Here is a 19,856-nt window from a genome sequence, read left to right as displayed (position 1 = left end):
GGCTCATTGCTGAATTCACCTCCCCCCTTGTGGGGGAGACCAGGAGAGGGATGCCTCGCCACATCCGCTGGAGCCCCCGTTGTGGAATGGACCGGTGAGGGCCTGCTGATCGGGGTTCGCCGCCACGGCGAATCCAGCGTCATCGCCGAAGCGATGGTGGTCGGCCGCGGTCGGCAACTCGGGCTCGTGCGCGGTGGCCGCTCCAGCAAACAGGCGGCGGCGCTCCAGCCTGGCAACACGGTCCAACTCACCTGGCGCGCCCGGCTGGAAGACCACCTGGGCGCTTTCACCATCGAACTGCTGCAAGCCCGTGCGGCCGAATTGATCGCCGACCGCCGCCGACTCTATCTCAGCCAGCTTGTCTGCGAGCATCTTCGTTTGCTTCCCGAACGCGACCCGCATGATCGTTTGCTTGGCATGGCCCTGCGCCTGCTCGAGGTTCCTCCGGACGGGGCTGAGCTTGTCCGCTTCGAACTCGCCATCCTGGATGAGCTTGGCTACGGTCTCGATCTATCGGCCTGCGCCGCAACCGGTGTGTTGGATGATCTCACCCATGTTTCTCCACGGTCGGGCCGCGCAGTCTCGCGCAATGCCGCCCAACCCTATCTGGAGCGCCTGCTGCCGCTCCCCAGCTTTCTCTCCGGGCGTGGCAATGCCAGCCCTTCCGACATCGCCGCCGCTTTCCGGCTCTCCGGCCACTTCCTCCACTCTCACGTTTGGGGCCCCCGCCAGCTCGACCCGCCCCCCACGCGTGAGCCGCTGGTCGAGCTTCTCTCCCGACCTCTGGATTAGCCAGCGTCAGAGGAGGTCCTCCGCCAACCGCAGTCCGACGCAACAACCCCCACCCGGCCTCCCCCTGAAGGGAGAGGAGAAGAGGGCACCAGCGTCGCAACAGAGTGGAGCCGTTCCTCCCCCTCCCAGGGGGAGGCTAGGTGGGGGTTTCTACCCCATCACCTAATCTATCCACCTATCCACCTATCCACCTATCCACTTATCCCCATCCCCTAAACGTCAGCTACACTCCCTCCATTCCCCCGCAGGAGCGGCGCTGCAGCTACCAGACAGGCGGGTGGAACCACGGGACTTCGGGGAGATCGCCCCCAGAGTGGGTCCGAGCGGTGTTGGTCGGATATACGCCTCTCCCTGCATGCTTTGGGGAGACGCAACACCAGCTGGTCCGGCAAATCCCGGCAAATCCCGAGGCGAAGTCGTCTCACCTACTACCAATCCCAAGAGGCGGCGTTGCCTCGGGGTCCGCTCCACAGGTGGCAACCGCAGCTCAGGCGGCGCTTTGGCATGCCATTTGCCGGTCGTGTCCCGGGACGTGGTGTAACTGAGCTGGTCAAGCCGCTCGCGAGCGCGCCATTACGAGCGCCGTAGCGAGCGAGCGGCTGGGTGGTCATCGACGGATTTCCGGTAAGGTCTGGTTGCTTACCCCAACCCTGCACCTGAAGGACCACCGATGACCGACTCGATGATGAACCTGCGCACGCTGGTAGAGAAGACCCCCGACGCCGATATTCTGCGCGAGATGATTGGCTTTGCTGCTGAACGGTTGATGGAGCTGGAGGTTAGCGCTGCCACCGGCGCCGCTTATGGCGAGAAGAGCACTGAGCGGCGGGTCCAGCGCAATGGCTACCGCGAACGGGACTGGGAGACACGAGCCGGCACAGTCGAGCTGCGCATCCCCAAGCTGCGCAAGGGCAGCTACTTCCCTGGCTTTCTTGAGCCGCGCCGGATGGCGGAGAAGGCGCTGACGGCAGTGATCCAAGAAGCCTACATCCAAGGCATTTCCACCCGCTCGGTAGATGACCTGGTCAAGGCCATGGGCATGAGCGGCATCTCCAAAAGCCAGGTGAGCCGGCTATGCGAGGAGATCGACGGTAAGGTTAAAGCGTTCCTGGACCGACCGATCGAGGGCGATTGGCCCTATCTGTGGATCGACGCCACCTACCTCAAGGTGCGCCGGGGTGGCCGCATTGTCTCGGTGGCTGCCATCATGGCTATCGGCGTCAACGCCGATGGTAGACGCGAGGTGCTGGGCATGGAGATCGGCACCTCGGAAGCCGAGGCGATCTGGACCGAGTTCCTGCGCAAGCTGACCCGCCGCGGCCTACGAGGCGTGAAGCTGGTCATCTCCGATGCTCATGAAGGCATCAAGGCGGCTGTCACCAAGGTCCTTTGTGCAACCTGGCAACGCTGCCGGGTTCACTTCATGCGCAACGTCCTTGCTCATGCTGGCAAGAGCGGTCGCCGGGTGGCCAGCGCCTTTATCGCTACAGCCTTCGCCCAGGAGACCCCTGAGGCCGCAAGTATCCAATGGCGCGCCGTTGCCGACCAGATCCGCACTCGCGTGCCCAAGCTCGCCACCATCATGGATGAGGCCGAGCACGACGTCCTCGCCTATATGAGCTTCCCCAAGGAGCATCGGGCCAAGCTTCACTCGAACAACCCGATAGAACGGGTCAATGGCGAGGTGAAGCGCCGGACCGAGGTGGTGGGCATCTTCCCCAACGAGGATGCCATCGTCCGGCTCGTGGGCGCCATCCTGCTCGAGCAAAACGATGAGTGGGCTGTGCAGCGCGCCAGATACATGTCGCTGGAATCCGTTGCCCATTTGAGCGATGATCCCCTCGTCAGCCTGCCGGCAGTCCCCGCACGCTGACCAACCCGGCCAAGCCGGATATGCGTGGAGGCCCTGCCTCAGTTACACCACGCCGAAGGACACGATCCATTTGCCGTGCAAAACCCCGTGTTTTCGCCGAAAAACCAGAGCCACGACGCCACCTTGGCTATACTGATTTCCTGATTCGTTCTCAGGGAGAACCGCTTGCATGTCTGACGCCGATACCCTGCCGCCTGCCGACGATCAGCGCATCGTCGACCTCAAGCAGGCGCTTGAGGAGCGGTATCTGAGCTATGCGCTCTCCACCATCACGCAGCGCGCCTTGCCCGATGCGCGTGACGGTCTCAAGCCCGTGCACCGTCGCATCATCCACGCCATGCGTCTGCTGCGGCTCGACCCCGGCCAGGGCTACAAGAAGTCGGCCCGTATCGTTGGTGACGTGATCGGTAAGTTCCATCCGCACGGCGACCAGTCGATCTACGACGCCCTGGTGCGGCTCGCCCAGGATTTCGCCCTTCGCTACCCGCTGGTCGACGGCCAAGGCAATTTCGGTAACATCGACGGCGATTCACCGGCGGCCATGCGCTACACCGAATCGCGCATGACCGAAGTCGCAACCCGCCTTCTCGAGGGGATCACCGAGAACGCCATCGACTTCAAGCCGACCTATGACGGTGAAGACGAAGAGCCGGTCGTCCTTCCCTCGAACTTCCCCAATCTCCTCGCCAATGGCTCGACCGGCATCGCCGTCGGCATGGCGACCTCTGTGCCGCCGCACAATCTTGTCGAGCTCTGCAACGCCGCGCTCAAGCTGATCCACAATCCGGCCTGTACCACCGAGGATCTCGTCCACCCCGACCCGTCGGCGCCCCCGAACCAGGACGATCTTGTCCGCGGTCCCGATTTCCCCACCGGCGGTCACATGGTCGAAACCCGCTCGGCCATTGTCAAGGCCTATGAGACGGGCCGCGGTTCATTCCGTGTCCGGGCCGTCTGGAACAAAGAAGAAAAGGGCAGGGGCGTCTACCAGATCGTCGTCACCCAGATTCCCTATGGCGTGCAGAAGTCACGGCTGGTCGAAAAGATTGCCGAACTGCTCCTTGCCAAGAAGCTGCCGCTGCTCAAGGACGTCCGTGACGAAAGCGCCGACGATATCCGTCTCGTCCTGGAACCACGCGCCGGCACCGTCGACGCGGTGATCCTGATGGAACAGCTCTTCAAGGTCACCGATCTGGAGCTGCGTTTCCCGCTCAATCTCAACGTGCTGGACAAGGGCACCGTCCCGCGGGTGATGAGCCTCGCCGATGCGCTCAAGGCTTGGCTTGATCATCGCAAGGTCGTGTTGGTGCGGCGCACCGAGCACCGGCTCGCGCAGATCGCTGCGCGTCTGGAGGTGCTCGAAGGCTACATCGTCGCCTATCTCAACCTCGATGAAGTCATCCGCATCATCCGCGAGGAGGATGATGCCAAGGCCTCCCTGATGAGCACTTTCTCGCTCACCGACAATCAGGCAGAAGCCATCCTCAACATGCGCCTGCGTTCACTGCGCAAGCTCGAGGAACTCGAGCTGCGCAAGGAGCACAAGAACCTCACCGAAGAGAAAGGCAAGCTCGAGACGCTCCTGGCGTCAGACAAGCGTCAGTGGGGTGAGATCGCCAAACAGGTCGAAGCGCTCAAGAAAGCCTATCCGCTCTTCGAAGCGGACGGCGAGACGCCGCATGCGCTCGGCGCCCGCCGCACCATCTTCGGGGAAGCGCCCGACACCGATCACGCCGAGATCACCGAGGCCTTTATCGAGCGCGAACCGATCACGGTGATCCTCTCGGAAAAAGGTTGGATCCGCGCGCTCAAGGGTCACACCGATGATATCGACGAAAAAGGCTTCAAGGCCGGCGACCGGCTGAAGCTGTCATTCAAGGCTGAGACCACCGACAAGATCCTGATGCTGACCACCGGCGGCCGGATCTATACCCTCTCCGGTGATAAGCTACCGGGTGGCCGCGGGCAGGGCGAGCCGGTGCGCATTATGGTGGACGTCGAAGAGGGACAGGAGATCGTCGATCTCTTCGTCTACCGCCAGGGAGCCAAGCGGATCATCGCGTCATCCAACGGCTACGGCTTCATTGTTGGCGAAGACGATATGATCGCCAACACCCGCAAGGGCAAGCAGATACTCAACGTCACCGCACCCGCCGAAGCCAAGCTGCTCGTCCCCTTCACCGGCGACCGCATCGCCGTGATCGGGCAAAACCGCAAATTGCTGGTCTTCCCCGCCGCCCAACTGGCCGAAATGAGCCGTGGCAAGGGCGTGCGCCTCCAGCGCTACAAGGATGGCGGCATCTCCGATCTTAAATCCTTCTACGCCGCAGACGGGCTCACCTGGACTGATAGTTCGGGCCGCACCTACACCAAGCCCATGGAAGAGCTGACCGCCTGGCTGGGCGATCGCGCCACTGCCGGACGGCAGCCGCCCAATGGTTTCCCCCGCAACAACAGGTTCGTTGGATGATCCGTCACTGTGTTTTCGTGAAATTCCGGGCTGATGTGAGCGCTGATGAGCGCTCAGAGATCTACGCCGGGCTCGCCGCTCTGGTGGGCCAGATCGATGGTCTCCTCAGCGCCGATTTCGGGCCGAACATCTCTCCGGAAGGCCGCTCCCAGGGCTACAATGACGGCTTCATCATGGATTTGGCCGATGCCGCTGCCCGCGATCGCTATCTCGCCGATCCCGCCCACAAGGCGGCCGGCGCCAAGCTCGTTGCGGCACTCGAGGGCGGCCAGAACGTGCTGATGATCTTCGATATGGAAGTTGCGGCGCAGCAGTAAGCGCTGGCTACTCGATGGGGCACCAGCCGGAGGTGCCCTTTTGCACCTCGAGCGGCCGGTACTGGACCTTATATGCCATCTTGGGCGAGTCCTTCACCCAATAGCCCAGATAGACATAGCTCAGCCCGGCCGAGCGCACCTGCTCGACATGGTCGAGGATCAGGAAAGTACCCAGGCTCCGATGCGCCAGGTCCGGATCGTAGAAGCTATAGACCATGGAGAGGCCGTCGGGCATCACATCGGTCAGCGCCACGGCGACGAGTGGCTGGTCCGGATGTTCGGCCGAGCGATACTCGACGAGGATTGACTGCACCGGCGTGTCCTCGACCATGTACTCATAGTCGACAAAGCTCATCTGCGTCATGCCACCGCCCTGGTGACGCGACTCAAGATAGCGCTTGAAGAGGTCGTATTGTTCTGAGGTCGCCACGGCGGGACGAACTTCTACCGAGAGGTCGCCATTGTTCCGCTGCACGCGGCGAAAGCGGCGGCTTTCCTCAAATTTCTCCGCCACAATCCGTACCGATTGGCAGGCGCTGCAGGCTTCGCAAGCGGGGCGGTAGATAAGATTTTGGCTGCGCCGGAAGCCATTCTCGCTCAGTAGATGGTGCAGGCTTGATGCTCGCCGGCCCGAAAGGTGGGTGAACAGCTTCCGCTCCTGCTTTCCAGGCAAGTAGGGACACGGCATCGCCGCGGTCAGGAACAGCTGCGTTGTTTCGGGCGTATGATCGGTCATTCATGACCCATGGATGCAATCAGGGGAGTGTACTCCCGCCAGCCCCCGTCGGCAACGGCTCAATAGGCCGCCTGGTTGCGGAAGCTATGGTCCTGCCAATGACGAACCATGGGCGACCGGCGGACCATCAGCCCGCCGACGATCAGATCGTGAATCATCTGCCGACGCGGCGTGAAGAGGGCAAAGAGCAGCGACAGCGGCCAGGAGATCCAGACGGTCACCCAGAAGATCGCGGCGTGGATCACGGCCATCCAGCCGTCCAACGGCTGGCCACGGGTCGGAGTGAGCACCAGATCCATCATCTGCATGCCGATGGTCGCCCGCTTGGGGGAGCCAAGTGTCACCGCATAGTAGAGAATGATGGAAAGCGGGATCACGAAGATCAGGGCCGCCCAGGCCAAGCCAAAGGTGAGAAAGCCTGCGATCAGGCCGATAAAGCTGAAGCCCACCACCATTGCGGTGATGATAATCGTATCGATCACAAAGGCAAAGGCGCGTCGCGTCAGCACGCCCTCGAACAGCTCGGGAGCGGTAGCGGGATCGGGCAACATGGTCTGGCTCTGGTTCATGCCATCAACATCGTTATGGCTCGCGCCTGCCGCAAGTATCGTGCGCAACAAAATCGGATCGTGGCTTAGGCGCCCAAGTCGCGGGCGACCTCCAGGGCGAAATAGCTCAACACCCCGTTTGCCCCGGCGCGCTTGAACGCATAAAGGCTTTCGAGAATGGCGCCCTTGCGGTCGATCGCGCCCGCCGCCGCCGCCATCTCGATCATCGCGTACTCGCCGCTCACCTGGTACGCGTAGATGGGGACGTTGAACTCGCTCTTGGCCCGCCGCACGATGTCGAGGTAGGGCAGCCCCGGCTTGACCATGACGCTGTCGGCCCCCTCCGCCAGATCCTGCTCGATCTCGCGCATCGCCTCGTCGGAATTGGCGTAGTCCATCTGGTAGGTCCGCTTGTCGCCCACCAGCCGGTTTCCCGATCCCACCGCTTCCCGGAATGGCCCGTAGAAGTAGGAGGCATATTTGGCAGCATACGCCATGATTTGCGTCTGCTCGAATCCCTCCTGATCCAGAGCCGCGCGCAGTGCCGCGACGCGCCCATCCATCATGTCGGATGGTGCAATGATATCGGCGCCAGCCCTGGTCTGCACCAGGGCGGAGCGCACCATGACGGCGATAGTCTCGTCGTTGAGGATTTCGCCGTCGCGCACCAGCCCATCCTGGCCATTGGCTGAATACTCGTCCAAGGCGACATCCGCGATCAGTCCGATCTCCGGCACGGCATCCTTGATGGCCGACAGCGCCCGGCACATGAGGTTGTCGGGATTATACGCCTCTTCGGCGCTCTCGCTGCGCAAGTGGTCAGGTGTGTTGGGAAACAAGGCCAGAGCAGGGATGCCGGCGTCGCGTGCCGCTTTGGCTGCCTGCACGCAAAGGTCGACGCTCAGCCGCTCCACCCCCGGCATGGTGCGGATCTGCGTCTTTTCATTCTGCCCCTCGATAACAAAGAGCGGCCAGATAAGGTCGGCTGAGGTCAGCACCGTTTCGCGCACCATAGCGCGACTCCAGGCCGTGCGCCGCGGCCGGCGCAGGCGCCGTCCGTCCAGGAAGCTCATGTCGTGCTTGTCCCACTGCTCGGCCATCATCGGTCTCCTTGCTGCGCACGGGTCTAGCAGCGCCACTACGTTCCTCCAAGCACCCGCTTGTCGCATCGGCAGGCGAGGACTAGAAGGCTGCCATGCACCTCAATGCCCAACCTTTCGGGATCTATATCCGCATCGTCGCGATGATCAGTCTGGCGCTGGGTCTCAATGACGCTGCCCGATTGTTGGGAGTCAACCTAGGAGCAGTCAGTCCCATCGCTGAGCTTGGCACCGCGGGGTTTGTCTATCTGGCGATCTTCGCCCTGGCTCGCCTCTTCGCCGCCGTCGGTCTCTGGATCAAGGCAAGCTGGGGTGCGGTGCTCCTGGTGGGCTCCACCTGCGTCGAGCTTCTATTCTACCTTATGGGCAGCCCGGACGTTCAGATGTCCGCTATTGGCTTTGCCGTTCGCCTGGTCCTTCTTGCCGCCATTCTCATCATATTCGTGCTGAGTGTCCGCATCCGTCGCGCCCGGGCTGCCGACTGACGAAGGCGTCCACACACTGGTAAGGTTACAATTTTCTGCACTGGTGTAACGAAGAATAAAGCCAAATTCCCATTGCCTTTCAGTAAGATGCTCTTAAGCGTACTGCTTAGGGCGATCTTAGTCGGGGCGCCGTAGTTTAGCCCCATGAGATGCGAAAAATCGCACAGACGAAGAGAACAGTGAGGCAAAAATGGCAATCAAATCCAACGCCGCCGAGGCAATGGTTCCTGAACAGACCCGCAGCCTGAAGCCGCTCTATCTGGAGGCTGTTTCGCGTGTCGAACGCCTGCACCGCCGGCTACTCGATCTGATCAAGGACGAGTTCGACCGCATGGGGTGGGACGACATCAACCCCGTACAGGCCTTGCTGATGTTCAACATCGGCGATGCCGAACTGACCGCCGGCGAACTGCGCTCCCGCGGCTACTATCTTGGCTCGAACGTTTCCTACAACCTCAAGAAGTTGGTGGAGACGGGTTACATCTTCCAGGAGCGCTCCCGCTCCGACCGCCGCTCGGTCCGCATCAAGCTGACGCCCAAGGGCGAAGAAGTGGCCGAAGTGATCGACGAACTTTATGATCGTCATCTCAAATCGATCGACAAGGTCGGTGGCCTGGGCGACGACGAGTTCGACGGTCTCAACAAGGCTCTGGCCCGCCTTGAGCGCTTCTGGGTCGATCAGATCCTCTACAAGCTCTAGCAACTTAACTGTTGCCGGCCTGCCACAACAGCTTCAACAACGTCGGCCGCACGGCCGACGTTCTTATTTGTGCCGCAAACAAAAGCCACGCCGTTACCTGGTTTAAACCGTTCTCGTCCTAAGCGTAGTTGACAGAGTCTGAACAGGTTCACATGCGGTTGACCGCGTTGTGAGCGCGCCGGACGAGATGGTATCTAAATGCCTGCCTGGCAGGGACGAATTGGGTGACTTTCGATGCGGCTAAATAGACGTTCTCTCCTTCGCACACTCGCCGTGGGTGGTGCGACAATCGCAATGCCTGCCATTGTGCGCGCTCAGGAAAGCGAGTCCATTTGGGACATGTTTTCGCGCAAGCGCGTGCTGCGCGACGTCGATCAGGGTGGTAATACTGCCGCCGCCGAGGCGCTGATCGCGACCAACGAGCCGATCCTGTCCTACGACACAGCCTATAATCTGCAGCTCGCCATCTCCCAATACGAGCCATTCGTCGCCAATGGCGGCTGGGAAGAGATTCCGCAGGAAGCCTATGGTCTGAGTTTGGGCAAGGATGGTCGTCCGGTGATCGCCCTCAAGCGTCGCCTGATTTCCTCGAACGATATGGCCATCGTCGAGAACGTCAACGATTTGTTCGATGCCGAGACCGACCGTGGTGTCCGCACCTTCCAGGCCCGTCATGGCCTGATCGTCAACGGCCAGGTGGATGAGGCGACCTGGTATGCGCTGTCGGTTCCGGCCGCCACGCGCCTGCAGCAGCTTTATCTCAACTTTACGCGCGTCCAGAATACGGCGTCGTCACTCAGCCCACGCTATGTTGTCGTCAACATTCCGGCTGCCACGATCGAGGCGGTGAATGACGGCATGGTTGAGCAGCGCCACACCGCCGTTGTCGGCCGCGTGGATCGCGCCACGCCAATCATGGCCAGCAAGATCAGCCAGATCAATTTCAATCCTTATTGGCATGTCCCGAAGTCCTTGGTTCAGAAGGATTTGACCAAGTACATGCTGGAAAACCCCAACTATCTAGCCGAGCAGAATATCCATATTTACGACGGCAGCGGCAACGAGATCTCGCCCGCTTCCATCGATTGGACCAATCTTGGCAATGCGATCAACTACATGTATCGCCAGGAGCCGGGGGCGGCCAACTCCATGGGCCACTGCAAAATCAATTTCTACAATCCCTACGATTGCTACCTGCACGACACGCCCGGCAAGGAGCTCTTCGGCGAAAATGCCCGCTTCCACTCTTCGGGTTGCGTTCGCGTCGACAATGTCGCTGACCTGGTTAGCTGGCTCTTGCGTGACAATGGCGATTGGGATCGTGCCCGGGTCGACACCACCTTCGCTTCGCTTGAACGTCTCGACGTGGAGTGCCAGGCGCGCGTGCCGATCCACACGACCTACATCACCGCCTGGGCCAATCGTCAGGGTACCGTCAGCTTCCGGGATGACGTCTACCAGTTCGACGCTCAGGGCAAAGTTACCTTCGAAGCCTAGCGGGGCAGGGCGGAACGGTCGCAGGCCTTTCCGCCCTCGTCCAGACCCGCTAATCTCCGCCTACGGAGATTCTTCATGAGCGACGGTGCGGTCCTGTTCGAATTCGTCCAGATGGGCCAGCAGATGCGCGTCGCCGCCATCGATGAAGCGACGGGGACCGAGGTGGTGGTCATCGCGCCACTTAATGCCGCGCGTGGTCACATGGAGCGACTGGCTCTCGCCAAGCTTCGCCGTGCCCTGGCTAAACCCGAGCCGGCGCCAGCCCCTGCACCCCGCGGCAAGTTTGCCTGATCGCTCGCGCGTTTTTCACTTTCTCTCCTCCCCAATCTGCGGCATATTCCGGCCGTTCGCGCTACTGGCGAGAAAAGATGGGTAACCATCGGGGAACGCGAACCTAGAGAGCCGCTCGCCTGGGCGCCCATCCGCACACAGGGGAGCCCTATGTCTTCAAAGCAATCTTCCTGGCCTTGGAATCGCGCTTCGCGCCATGATAAGGCCTCGGCTATGCCCATCCTCTCGATTACTTGCGAGGTCATCGTCCCATGAGCGCCGCCACATCTTCCTCGCTCTTTCCCAACTTCTTTTCCAGTTCGCTGGCCGAGATCGATCCCGAGATCGCCGAAGCGATTGGCAATGAATTGGGCCGGCAGCAGCACGAGATCGAACTGATTGCGTCGGAAAATATCGTGTCCCGCGCTGTGCTTGAGGCGCAGGGGTCGATCATGACCAACAAATATGCCGAGGGGTACCCCGGCAAACGCTACTATGGCGGCTGCCAATTTGTCGACGTTGCCGAAACTCTCGCGATTGAACGTGCCAAGCAGCTCTTCGGCGCGCAGTTTGCCAATGTGCAGCCCAACTCGGGCTCGCAGATGAACCAGGCCGTGTTCCTGGCACTGCTGCAGCCGGGCGACACCTTTATGGGACTCGATCTCAACTCCGGTGGTCACCTCACGCACGGCTCGCCGGTGAACATGAGCGGCAAGTGGTTTAACGTCGTCTCCTATGGCGTGCGCCGCGACGACCACCTCCTCGACATGGATGAAGTCGAGCGGCTCGCCCAGCAGCACAAGCCCAAGCTGATCGTAGCTGGGGGCACCGCCTATTCCCGCATCTGGGATTGGGCCCGCTTCCGCCAGATCGCTGATTCTGTTGGCGCCTACCTCATGGTCGATATGGCCCACATCGCCGGCCTCGTTGCTGGTGGCGTTCACCCATCGCCGGTCCCGCATGCCCACGTCGTAACGACCACAACGCACAAATCCTTGCGCGGTCCGCGCGGCGGCATGATCCTCAGCAACGACGAAGAAATCGCCAAGAAGATCAATTCGGCGGTGTTCCCCGGCCTGCAGGGCGGGCCGCTCATGCACGTCATCGCCGCCAAGGCCGTTGCCTTCAAGGAGGCACTGCAGCCCGAGTTCAAGTCCTATGCCCGTCAGGTCGTGGACAATGCCCGCGCCCTTGCCGAGGCGCTCAAGTCACAGGGGCTCGACGTCGTTTCCGGCGGCACCGACAACCATCTGATGCTCGTCGACCTGCGGCCCAAGAACGCCACCGGCAAACGGGCGGAGCAGGGCCTTGGTCGTGCCTACATCACCTGCAACAAGAACGGCATTCCATTCGATCCGGAAAAGCCGTTCGTGACCTCGGGTATTCGCCTCGGCACCCCTGCCGGGACCACTCGTGGGTTCGGCGTTGCGGAATTCCAAGAGATCGGTGCTTTGATCGTCGAGGTGCTGGATGGGCTGCGCGAAGCCAACTCGGATGAGGGCAATGCCGCCGTCGAGAGCGCAGTCCGCGACAAGGTGAAGGCGCTCACCGCCCGCTTCCCAATCTACGCCTAACGCTACGCTCAAAGGTAACAATGCGCTGTCCTTATTGCGGCAATGACGACACTCAAGTGAAGGATAGCCGCCCGACCGAAGATTCGGGCGCTATCCGCCGCCGACGTGTCTGCAACGGCTGCGGCGGCCGCTTCACCACCTTTGAACGCGTGCAATTGCGCGATTTAACCGTCGTGAAAAAAAGCGGCCGTAAGGTCCCGTTCGACCGCGAAAAACTCGCACGCTCCGTCTACACTGCCCTGCGCAAGCGGTCGGTCGAGCCGGAGCGCGTCGAGCGCATGATCTCGGGCATTGTTCGACAGCTCGAATCGCTCGGTGACGTCGAAGTCACTTCCGATCAGATCGGCGAATATGTCATGGAAGGGCTCAAGGGCCTTGATGATGTGGCGTTCGTTCGCTTCGCCTCTGTCTACAAGAACTTTTCTGCCGCTGACGACTTCCGCAATTTCCTGGCCGATCTCGGCCCGGAACAAGATAGGCATGCAGACGGCCTATCGTCTCAGGACTAGGTCGCCCCGCGCCGACACACGAACAGGATACCCATGGTCACCGCACCGAAACGCGATCCGGAGGCTTTCCGCCCGGCCAATCAAAGGGGCGCCGCCCGCCTCGCTGCGGTCCAGGCGCTCTATCAGATGGATGTCGGCCGGGCGACGCTCGAGGACACTCTGGCCCAATTCGGCTCGTTCCACCTTGGTCGGGAGATCGAGGGCGAGCAGTACCTGCCGGCCGATGCCGACTTTTTCCGGCAGATTGTCTCTGGCGTGGCCAAGCATCAGCTGGCGATTGATCCGGCGGTGGACCAGGCCCTTGCTGCCAACTGGCCGATGGAACGCGTCGATGCCACCTTAAGGGCAATTCTGCGGGCCGCGGGCTTCGAACTCCTCCGCCGCAAGGATATTCCCGCGCGCGTCGTTATTACCGAATACGTGGATGTGGCGCGCGCCTTCTACGAGGACGATGCCTCGGGACTGGTCAACGCGACGTTGGACTCGCTCGCCCGTGCGGCCGGCGACGATCTAACAGCGACCAAATAGCCAAAGGAAAGCCCCCGATGTGGGGGGCTACCTTGCCGCTTACATACCGACTGAATTCAGGATCTGATCGATAAAGGTTCGGTCATCACCGAATGATGGTGTCCGGCGCGTTTCGATGGCGACCGTCTTGCCGTCCTGTAGGGTGTAGACCGCTTTGTCGATAACCTTCTTGTTGTTGTCGAAGTAGATCGCCAGCACCGTGCGCGAATCCACCATGGTCAAGCCGAACGAGGTCTGCCGCACCTTCGTCTCGACATAGTAATAGGCTGACTGGTCACCGAATGTGTTGGTCGACTGCGGCGATCCAAGCACCAGCCGGACAAGCTGCTCGCTTTGTCCGGGGCGGATCTGCTGCATCGCGCTGTCGGAGATTTCATAGCCTTGCGTCCGCTTGGTGACGAGCCCATTGGTACCCGCACAGCCGGCGAGCGCCAGACCAAGCAGAACGGCCGCAATTGGCGCGACAGGACCAGAGACAGTACGCAGGAGCATGAGTTTGACTTTCCCGATGGCTCTCGACTATAGCCAGCACCACATGGCGATGGCGGCCGAATGTGTAGCTGCCAACCACGCCTTCTGGCAAGCTGGCAAACGTCCGGCTGGCTGTTTTGCCCGCCAGTTGGACCGATCCAGACGCTGAGCGCACCCATGATCCTGTCACTGTTTCGCAAGAAAACTGCTGCCGAGCCGGTTTACGCCGTCTATAGCGCCATTGTGGCGCAATCCCGGCAGCCTCGCCTCTACGCCGACTGGCACGTCCCCGACACCGTCACTGGCCGTTTCGACATGATCAGCCTGCATCTGGCGCTGCTGTTTCGCAGGTTGCGGGCTCAGTCAGGACCGCAAAAGGACTTCAGCCAAGCTGTTTTCGACCTCTTCTTCAAGGACATGGATCGCTCGCTTCGTGAGATGGGGGCAGGAGACCTGGGCGTTCCCAAGAAGATCAAGAAGATGGGGAACATTTTCTTTGGCCTGCTCGCTGCGTTGAACGAAGCCATGGATCGCGATGACGCGGCTGCACTCGAGGCGGTGCTTGCGCGTAATGTTTTCGACGGGGAAACCGGACCCCATGTGGAGGCATTGGCCACCTATGTGCTCGCGCAGGACCGCGCCCTGGCTACGCAGCCGGCAGACTCGATCACCAGCGGAGACATTCGATTCGAGGGTACTGCATGACCACATCCAACTCGCCGCTCTTTGACGCCATTGTTCGACTTGACCGCTTACCGGCGACCGGCCGTTCGGTCGAGGTATCGCTTGATCAAGAGGTGCGGGCAGCGCTGGCTGAACAGTTGAAGGTCAGCGCCATCGAGTCGTTCGATGCAGCTTTGACCGTAGTCCCTCTGCGCGGCGGAATTCGCGCCCAGGGTCATATCAAGGCGCGGCTCGTGCAGCCCTCCGTTGTTACGTTTGAGCCGGTAACCCAGGACATCGATGAGCCGGTTGACCGCGTGTTTCTTCCTGAGGCTGAGGGTTCAAAGCCGACCCCGGGCTCGGAAGTCTTTGTGGATCTCGAGGACGAGGATTTCCCCGATCACCTGGACGGCCCCGAGGTCGACCTCAGCGCTTTGCTGATCGAAACCTTGGCCCTGGCTATAGACCCCTATCCTCGGCTTCCGGGTGAAAGCTTGGATGATCTCCCTGCTAAGGATGATGGCGAAGCAAGTGGCCCGTTTGCTGCACTTGCCAAGCTCAAGCCCTCGTCGGAATAGGCGTCTCGGGTGCAGGGTTGCACCGACCGGTTGATGGGATATGTTTGCGTGCCCTCCAGCCGGAGGCGCAGAACGGGCGATTATGACAGATACGATTACCATTTCTGTGGATGCGATGGGGGGTGACAACGCTCCTCGAGCGGTGATCCACGGTGCCCTCCTTGCCCTCAAGGAGCGCAACAACGTCAGGTTCATCTTTCACGGACGGCAGGAGCAGATTCATCCGCTCCTGGATGAATTCTCCGAGCTCAAGTCCGCCTCGGTCGTGCGCCACTGCGAGCAGGTCGTCGCGATGGACGAAAAACCGAGCCAGGCACTCCGCAAGGGCAAGGGCACATCCTCGATGTGGATGGCCATCCAGACGGTGAAGGATGGGGAGGCCGACGTTGCCATCTCGGGCGGCAATACCGGCGCCCTGATGGCCATGGCTACATTTTGCCTGCGCCCCATGGAAGGTATTGAACGCCCCGGCATAGCGGCGATCTGGCCCACCTTGCGCCGCGATATCATCGTTTTGGACATGGGCGCCACAATCGGCGCGGATGCGCAGCAACTCGTCGATTATGCCGTACTGGGCTCAGCCCTCGCCAGGTGTCTCTTCAACGACGAGCAGCCCAGCGTGGGTCTGCTCAACGTCGGCACCGAAGAAGTGAAAGGCCTCGACTCCATCAAGGAGGCCGGGCGGGTGCTCGCTGAAGCAAGTGGCAACGGGTTTCGCTACCATGGCTTCGTGGAAGGCGATGACATCGGCAAGGGCACTGTCGATGTGGTGGTCACCGAAGGCTTCGTCGGCAACATCGCGCTGAAGACCGCGGAAGGTACCGCTCGCCAGGTCGGCAAGTATCTCTCGGAGGCACTGCGCTCCAACATGATGAGCAAGATCGGCGCGCTGTTTGCCACTTCTGCTCTCAACGCCGTGCGGCGCAAGATGGACCCGCGGACCGTCAATGGCGGCGTCTTCATGGGGCTCAACGGGGTGGTGATCAAATCTCACGGCGGAACCGACGAGATCGGTTACAAAAGTGCCTTGGGCCTTGCATATGAAATGGGACGCAGCCGCCTGGTGGAGAAGATCAAGGACTCTATCAAGCGCTTTCCCATCAAGGCAGCCAGTGCTGTCGCTAACCGAGAAACCGAGGCATAACCGGCGTGACCAAAACGCGATCCATCATCCGCGGCGTAGGCGGCTATCTTCCCGAGAAGGTGCTGACCAATGCCGAACTGGCAGCCATGGTCGAAACCTCCGACGAGTGGATCCAGCAGCGGGTCGGCATCAAGGAACGACACATTGCGGCAGAAGGCCAGTTCACGTCCGATCTGGCTGTCGAGGCGGCTCGCAAGGCCATGGCCCATGCGGGCGTCACTCCTGATGACATCGATCTCATAATCGTTGCGACGACTACGCCGGACTATACCTTTCCGGCCGCGGCCACCCTGGTGCAGATGAAGCTTGGCATCCATCACGGTATGGCCTTCGACATCCAGGCTGTGTGCTCTGGTTTCGTCTATGCCGTGGCAACAGCCGACTCCTACCTCAAGAATGGCCTTGGCACCCGCGCTCTGGTCATCGGGGCAGAAACCTTCTCCCGCCTTCTGGACTGGACCGATCGCTCGACCTGCGTGCTCTTCGGCGATGGCGCGGGTGCAGTCGTCATGGAGAAAGTAGAACTGGCGGACGATGCTCCCGATCAGGGGGTGTTGTCATCATCTCTCCGCTCTGATGGCCATCACTGGGACAAGCTCTATGTCGATGGCGGCCCGTCCTCTACCGGCACGACTGGCCATGTGCATATGCAGGGGCCTGAGGTTTTCCGCCATGCCGTGGGCAAGATCACCGATGTTGTCTATGCGGCGCTGGAAGCCGGTGGCTACACCGTGGATGATCTCGACTGGTTTGTGCCCCACCAAGCCAACAAGCGCATCATCGACGGCGCTGGCAACAAGCTCGGCTTGCCGCCCGAGAAGGTGATCATCACTGTCGATGTGCACGCCAACACTTCGGCAGCCTCGGTTCCACTGGCCCTCAGCGTCGCCGTTGCCGATGGCCGTATCAAGCAGGGCGATCTGGTCATGTTGGAAGCCATGGGCGGCGGCTTCACCTGGGGCGCTTCGCTCATCCGCTGGTAAGTGGTTAGCGCCGATTGACCTTAGGCGTTTCAAGGCGTTAGTGTCCCTGTGGGTGGAGGACATAGGTGCCAACGCCAACCGCATGAGGGTATTGCGGTGCCAATGGTGCTGACCGGAGCAGAAGGATTCCTGTGGCAGGGTCGGTCTCTCGGAGATCGTACCTCAAGCTTCTTGCTGGATGCCGGCAGGAGCTTGTTCCAGTAGGAATCCCAACCTTTCGGCAAGACGGGGGTGTGGATGACGCAGAAGACAGTAACGCGGGCAGATCTGGCCGAAGCAGTCTATGGCACGGTCGGATTGTCTCGCACCGAGTCGGCCGAACTGGTCGAACGGGTTCTGGAGCTGATCTGCGAAGCCCTGATTTCGGGCAACAACGTCAAGCTGTCATCGTTCGGATCTTTTCAGGTGCGCTCCAAAAACGAGCGGATCGGTCGCAATCCGAAGACGGGTGAAGAGGTGCCGATCCTCCCCCGACAGGTTCTTGTGTTCAAACCGTCCAACGTGTTGAAGTCCAAGATCAACAAATCTATGGTTAGTGCTGAAAACTAAACAGCATCCAGCGAGTCTCATAGGCCAGTGGACAAGTCCCCAGACGCCTTCCGGACCATCTCCGAAGCGGCCGAAGAGCTAGACCTGCCACAGCATGTCCTGCGCTTCTGGGAAACCCGATTCTCCACCATCAAGCCGTTAAAGCGCGGCGGTGGCCGCCGGTACTACCGCCCCGAGGACGTCATGCTGCTACGCGGCATCCGGCACTTGCTGTACGATCAAGGCTTTACCATTAAAGGCGTGCAGCGCATCCTCAAGGAACAGGGGGCGCGCTACGTCATCGCGGTGGGCGAGGGCAAACCGCTCGAAGACCTGTTGCCGATGATCGAGCAGGCCGAGGCCGCCGGTGACGAGGCTGAGTTGGAAGAGGCCCAAATGACGGCGAACCCGGCGCTGGATCAGGAAGCCCGCGATAAGCTCTCGGACGTGATGCGCGAGTTGCTCGAATGCAAGCGCATCCTGGAGCGGGCGCGCGAGACCTAGTCCCGGCGTTCCTCGCTGGTGCGGGGTGGCGTTTCCGCATCGGGATCGGGCGCTGCAGCAGGCTCTTCCTTGGGGAAGGCATAAAAGAAGTTGTAGAGCGAGTAGGCGAGTGCGGCGCCCACCAACAGGGCCCAGAAGCTGTCCTGTGTCCAGATCAACTCCCAAGCGAGCCATACTGCCAGGAATGCGGTTACCGCGATGCGGCGCCACAATGGGCGAAACCAGGTCGCTTCGGTGCTCTTGAGTGCCATGCTTTGCTCCTTTGTCGCCCTTCTACCCTAAATACAGCGTGGGAAAAGAGCATAGGCGCCCCGCATGGACCTGCAGGGCGCCTGTCTGCGGCAACTTGAACTTATGCGTAGCTAAGGCGACGACGATGGTCCGCCTCCTGCCAGAGGATGAAGCTCGAGGCACCAAGGATCAGCAGGGCGCCGGGCCAGAACAGGAGATCGGGCACCTGACCCAACACGATCCATCCCAGGATGACGTTGAGAGGCAGCTTCAGGTCGTCGAAGGGCTGCAGATAGGTGGCGTCGGCCGTGTTGTACGCCAGGCTCAGGAAATACTGCGCGCCCGCTGTAACCACACCAAGCAGAACGATCAGCCACAGAGCGTCCCCGGTCGGCAGCATGAAGTCAAAGCCGGTCGCAAGGCTTGCGGGCAAAAGCCCGGCGGGCAACAACGCCACTGCCATACCCAGCAGGAGGCCGATCAGGAAATGGTTGGGTGTGATTAGTACCAGCATGTAGAGCGTGAGCGACTCAGGCTCTTCGTCGCGCGTCAAATATTTGGTGATGACGGAGACGCTGCCCCAACACGCGGCCGCGAGCAGCGGCAGCACCGAGGCCCAGGTGAACTGTTCCGACCCGATTTGGCTCACCAGCACGGCCCCCAGGAAGCCTACCACTGCGGCACCAAGCCGTTGCGGGGTGAGCTTCTCACCCAGAAAGAGCGTTGCACCGGCGATAACAAAGAATGGTCCGGTCATCGACAGGGCGACCATCTGCCAGACGGGCACACCACTGGCAAAGCCGAACGCGAAGAACTGTACGCCCACCGCAGAAATGAACGCCCGCGCTTCATGAAGCACCGGGTGCCGCGTCTTGAGTTTGGAAAAACCGATCCTCCAGATCAGCGGCAGGGCCACCGATGTCGCCAGCACATACTGCCAGAACACCACCGCGGTGGATGGCACGCCCATCTGGTAGGTGACTATCGGCGTGACGATGTTGGTGATGGCGAAGGTAATTCCTGCGCCGAGCATGAACAGCGCGCCGAGCAGGGCGCCGTTGCGGGAAGAGGAAATCTGGTTCATCTCGTGTCCTTTCCGTAACCAGTTTCCTCAGGGTTACGGGAAGGAGTGGCATGGCAGGCCCAGCCGTAATCGGCGTGGGCGCTGACACACAGCGCTTATCCCGTTCTCTTTCATCCGGACTATACCGTCGGCTCCGGAGTCGCACCGGATCTGCTGACCCCGACTTGCGTCGGGCGCTCGCGGGCTTGGCGTTGCCGCCTTACCGCCGGTGGGGAATCGCACCCCGCCCTGAGAACAATGCAAGGCGTTACCCCTGCACCGGTCTAAGTAG

23 protein-coding genes and 2 riboswitches are annotated in these 19,856 nt (G+C 61.1%); of the genes, 17 read left to right on the top strand and 6 right to left on the bottom strand.

Going from position 1 to position 19,856, the window contains the following annotated elements; genetic code table 11:
- The first annotated feature begins 81 nt into the window (after nucleotides 1–81).
- The 4 genes from recO to QOV41_RS13900 all read left to right on the top strand — a co-directional run bounded on the left by recO (nucleotide 82) and on the right by QOV41_RS13900 (nucleotide 5,452).
- Nucleotides 82–792, top strand: coding sequence for a DNA repair protein RecO (gene recO / locus QOV41_RS13915; protein WP_284577340.1), 711 nt, complete (start codon nucleotides 82–84; stop codon nucleotides 790–792).
- Nucleotides 793–1,462: 670 nt separating this feature from the next.
- Entirely contained in the window at nucleotides 1,463–2,665 is a 1,203-nt protein-coding gene (locus QOV41_RS13910) for an IS256 family transposase (protein ID WP_284577339.1), read from the top strand.
- A 169-nt stretch (nucleotides 2,666–2,834) separates the two neighbouring features.
- Nucleotides 2,835–5,135 carry a DNA topoisomerase IV subunit A gene (gene parC, locus QOV41_RS13905; RefSeq protein WP_284577338.1) on the top strand — a complete coding sequence of 767 codons (2,301 nt, stop codon included), beginning with the start codon at nucleotides 2,835–2,837 and terminating at the stop codon, nucleotides 5,133–5,135.
- Nucleotides 5,132–5,452 carry a Dabb family protein gene (locus QOV41_RS13900; RefSeq protein WP_284577336.1) on the top strand — a complete coding sequence of 107 codons (321 nt, stop codon included), beginning with the start codon at nucleotides 5,132–5,134 and terminating at the stop codon, nucleotides 5,450–5,452. Before parC ends, QOV41_RS13900 begins: the two co-directional genes overlap by 4 nt.
- Before the next feature lie 7 nt (nucleotides 5,453–5,459).
- Here the strand turns inward: QOV41_RS13900 and QOV41_RS13895 are convergent, their stop codons facing one another.
- The 3 genes from QOV41_RS13895 to hemB form a co-directional block, all read right to left on the bottom strand.
- Nucleotides 5,460–6,188, bottom strand: coding sequence for an arginyltransferase (locus tag QOV41_RS13895; RefSeq protein ID WP_284577335.1), 729 nt, complete (start codon nucleotides 6,186–6,188; stop codon nucleotides 5,460–5,462).
- 59 nt (nucleotides 6,189–6,247) lie between these two features.
- Nucleotides 6,248–6,757, bottom strand: a complete 510-nt coding sequence (locus QOV41_RS13890) for an RDD family protein (RefSeq protein ID WP_284577333.1) — start codon at nucleotides 6,755–6,757, stop codon at nucleotides 6,248–6,250.
- Between the two features lie 65 nt (nucleotides 6,758–6,822).
- The gene (gene hemB / locus QOV41_RS13885) at nucleotides 6,823–7,836 is read right to left on the bottom strand and encodes a porphobilinogen synthase (protein WP_284577332.1); all 1,014 of its coding nucleotides are present in this window, start codon (nucleotides 7,834–7,836) and stop codon (nucleotides 6,823–6,825) included.
- Nucleotides 7,837–7,931: 95 nt separating this feature from the next.
- Between hemB and QOV41_RS13880 the strand changes: the two genes are divergently transcribed.
- The 7 genes from QOV41_RS13880 to nusB all read left to right on the top strand — a co-directional run bounded on the left by QOV41_RS13880 (nucleotide 7,932) and on the right by nusB (nucleotide 13,399).
- Nucleotides 7,932–8,321, top strand: coding sequence for a hypothetical protein (locus QOV41_RS13880; RefSeq protein WP_284577331.1), 390 nt, complete (start codon nucleotides 7,932–7,934; stop codon nucleotides 8,319–8,321).
- 190 nt (nucleotides 8,322–8,511) lie between these two features.
- Entirely contained in the window at nucleotides 8,512–9,021 is a 510-nt protein-coding gene (gene ldtR, locus QOV41_RS13875; RefSeq protein ID WP_284577330.1) for a transcriptional regulator LdtR, read from the top strand.
- A 294-nt stretch (nucleotides 9,022–9,315) separates the two neighbouring features.
- Nucleotides 9,316–10,518 (top strand): L,D-transpeptidase family protein, encoded by a 1,203-nt coding sequence (locus tag QOV41_RS13870; RefSeq protein WP_284577328.1) that lies wholly within the window; start codon nucleotides 9,316–9,318, stop codon nucleotides 10,516–10,518.
- A 75-nt stretch (nucleotides 10,519–10,593) separates the two neighbouring features.
- Nucleotides 10,594–10,809: a DUF6898 family protein gene (locus tag QOV41_RS13865; protein ID WP_284577327.1), complete on the top strand. Its 216-nt coding sequence runs from the start codon at nucleotides 10,594–10,596 to the stop codon at nucleotides 10,807–10,809.
- Nucleotides 10,810–10,859: 50 nt separating this feature from the next.
- A riboswitch (ZMP/ZTP riboswitch) is annotated at nucleotides 10,860–10,941 on the top strand.
- A gap of 119 nt (nucleotides 10,942–11,060) precedes the next feature.
- Nucleotides 11,061–12,362: a serine hydroxymethyltransferase gene (gene glyA, locus QOV41_RS13860; protein WP_284577326.1), complete on the top strand. Its 1,302-nt coding sequence runs from the start codon at nucleotides 11,061–11,063 to the stop codon at nucleotides 12,360–12,362.
- A gap of 20 nt (nucleotides 12,363–12,382) precedes the next feature.
- Nucleotides 12,383–12,871 carry a transcriptional regulator NrdR gene (gene nrdR / locus QOV41_RS13855; protein ID WP_284577325.1) on the top strand — a complete coding sequence of 163 codons (489 nt, stop codon included), beginning with the start codon at nucleotides 12,383–12,385 and terminating at the stop codon, nucleotides 12,869–12,871.
- Between the two features lie 33 nt (nucleotides 12,872–12,904).
- Nucleotides 12,905–13,399, top strand: a complete 495-nt coding sequence (gene nusB / locus QOV41_RS13850; RefSeq protein WP_284577324.1) for a transcription antitermination factor NusB — start codon at nucleotides 12,905–12,907, stop codon at nucleotides 13,397–13,399.
- Nucleotides 13,400–13,438: 39 nt separating this feature from the next.
- Here nusB and QOV41_RS13845 read toward each other — a convergent pair whose 3' ends face one another.
- Entirely contained in the window at nucleotides 13,439–13,891 is a 453-nt protein-coding gene (locus QOV41_RS13845; protein WP_284577323.1) for an outer membrane protein assembly factor BamE, read from the bottom strand.
- 156 nt (nucleotides 13,892–14,047) lie between these two features.
- Between QOV41_RS13845 and QOV41_RS13840 the strand changes: the two genes are divergently transcribed.
- The 6 genes from QOV41_RS13840 (at nucleotide 14,048) to QOV41_RS13815 (ending at nucleotide 18,270) form a co-directional block, all read left to right on the top strand.
- Nucleotides 14,048–14,575, top strand: a complete 528-nt coding sequence (locus QOV41_RS13840; protein WP_284577322.1) for a ubiquinol-cytochrome C chaperone family protein — start codon at nucleotides 14,048–14,050, stop codon at nucleotides 14,573–14,575.
- Nucleotides 14,572–15,111, top strand: coding sequence for a YceD family protein (locus QOV41_RS13835; RefSeq protein WP_284577321.1), 540 nt, complete (start codon nucleotides 14,572–14,574; stop codon nucleotides 15,109–15,111). The genes QOV41_RS13840 and QOV41_RS13835 overlap by 4 nt, the downstream gene beginning before the upstream one ends.
- 82 nt (nucleotides 15,112–15,193) lie before the next feature.
- Nucleotides 15,194–16,255 (top strand): phosphate acyltransferase PlsX, encoded by a 1,062-nt coding sequence (gene plsX, locus QOV41_RS13830; RefSeq protein WP_284577320.1) that lies wholly within the window; start codon nucleotides 15,194–15,196, stop codon nucleotides 16,253–16,255.
- A 5-nt stretch (nucleotides 16,256–16,260) separates the two neighbouring features.
- The gene (locus QOV41_RS13825; RefSeq protein WP_284577318.1) at nucleotides 16,261–17,238 is read left to right on the top strand and encodes a beta-ketoacyl-ACP synthase III; all 978 of its coding nucleotides are present in this window, start codon (nucleotides 16,261–16,263) and stop codon (nucleotides 17,236–17,238) included.
- A 237-nt stretch (nucleotides 17,239–17,475) separates the two neighbouring features.
- On the top strand, nucleotides 17,476–17,787 hold the full coding sequence (locus QOV41_RS13820) for an integration host factor subunit alpha (RefSeq protein WP_284577316.1): 312 nt from the start codon (nucleotides 17,476–17,478) through the stop codon (nucleotides 17,785–17,787).
- 27 nt (nucleotides 17,788–17,814) lie between these two features.
- A complete protein-coding gene (locus QOV41_RS13815) occupies nucleotides 17,815–18,270 on the top strand; it encodes a MerR family transcriptional regulator (protein WP_284577314.1) in 456 nt (151 codons plus the stop codon).
- Here QOV41_RS13815 and QOV41_RS13810 read toward each other — a convergent pair.
- On the bottom strand, nucleotides 18,267–18,521 hold the full coding sequence (locus tag QOV41_RS13810; RefSeq protein WP_284577313.1) for a hypothetical protein: 255 nt from the start codon (nucleotides 18,519–18,521) through the stop codon (nucleotides 18,267–18,269). The genes QOV41_RS13815 and QOV41_RS13810 overlap by 4 nt on opposite strands.
- A 101-nt stretch (nucleotides 18,522–18,622) precedes the next feature.
- Entirely contained in the window at nucleotides 18,623–19,585 is a 963-nt protein-coding gene (locus QOV41_RS13805; RefSeq protein ID WP_284577312.1) for a DMT family transporter, read from the bottom strand.
- A 98-nt stretch (nucleotides 19,586–19,683) separates the two neighbouring features.
- A riboswitch (FMN riboswitch) is annotated at nucleotides 19,684–19,825 on the bottom strand.
- Nucleotides 19,826–19,856: the final 31 nt, after the last annotated feature.

Source organism: Devosia sp. RR2S18 (genome assembly GCF_030177755.1).
Lineage (GTDB): Bacteria > Pseudomonadota > Alphaproteobacteria > Rhizobiales > Devosiaceae > Devosia > Devosia rhizosphaerae.
The sequence above is the reverse complement of the archived record's forward strand: the minus strand, read 5'-3'. Positions and strand labels throughout refer to the sequence as shown.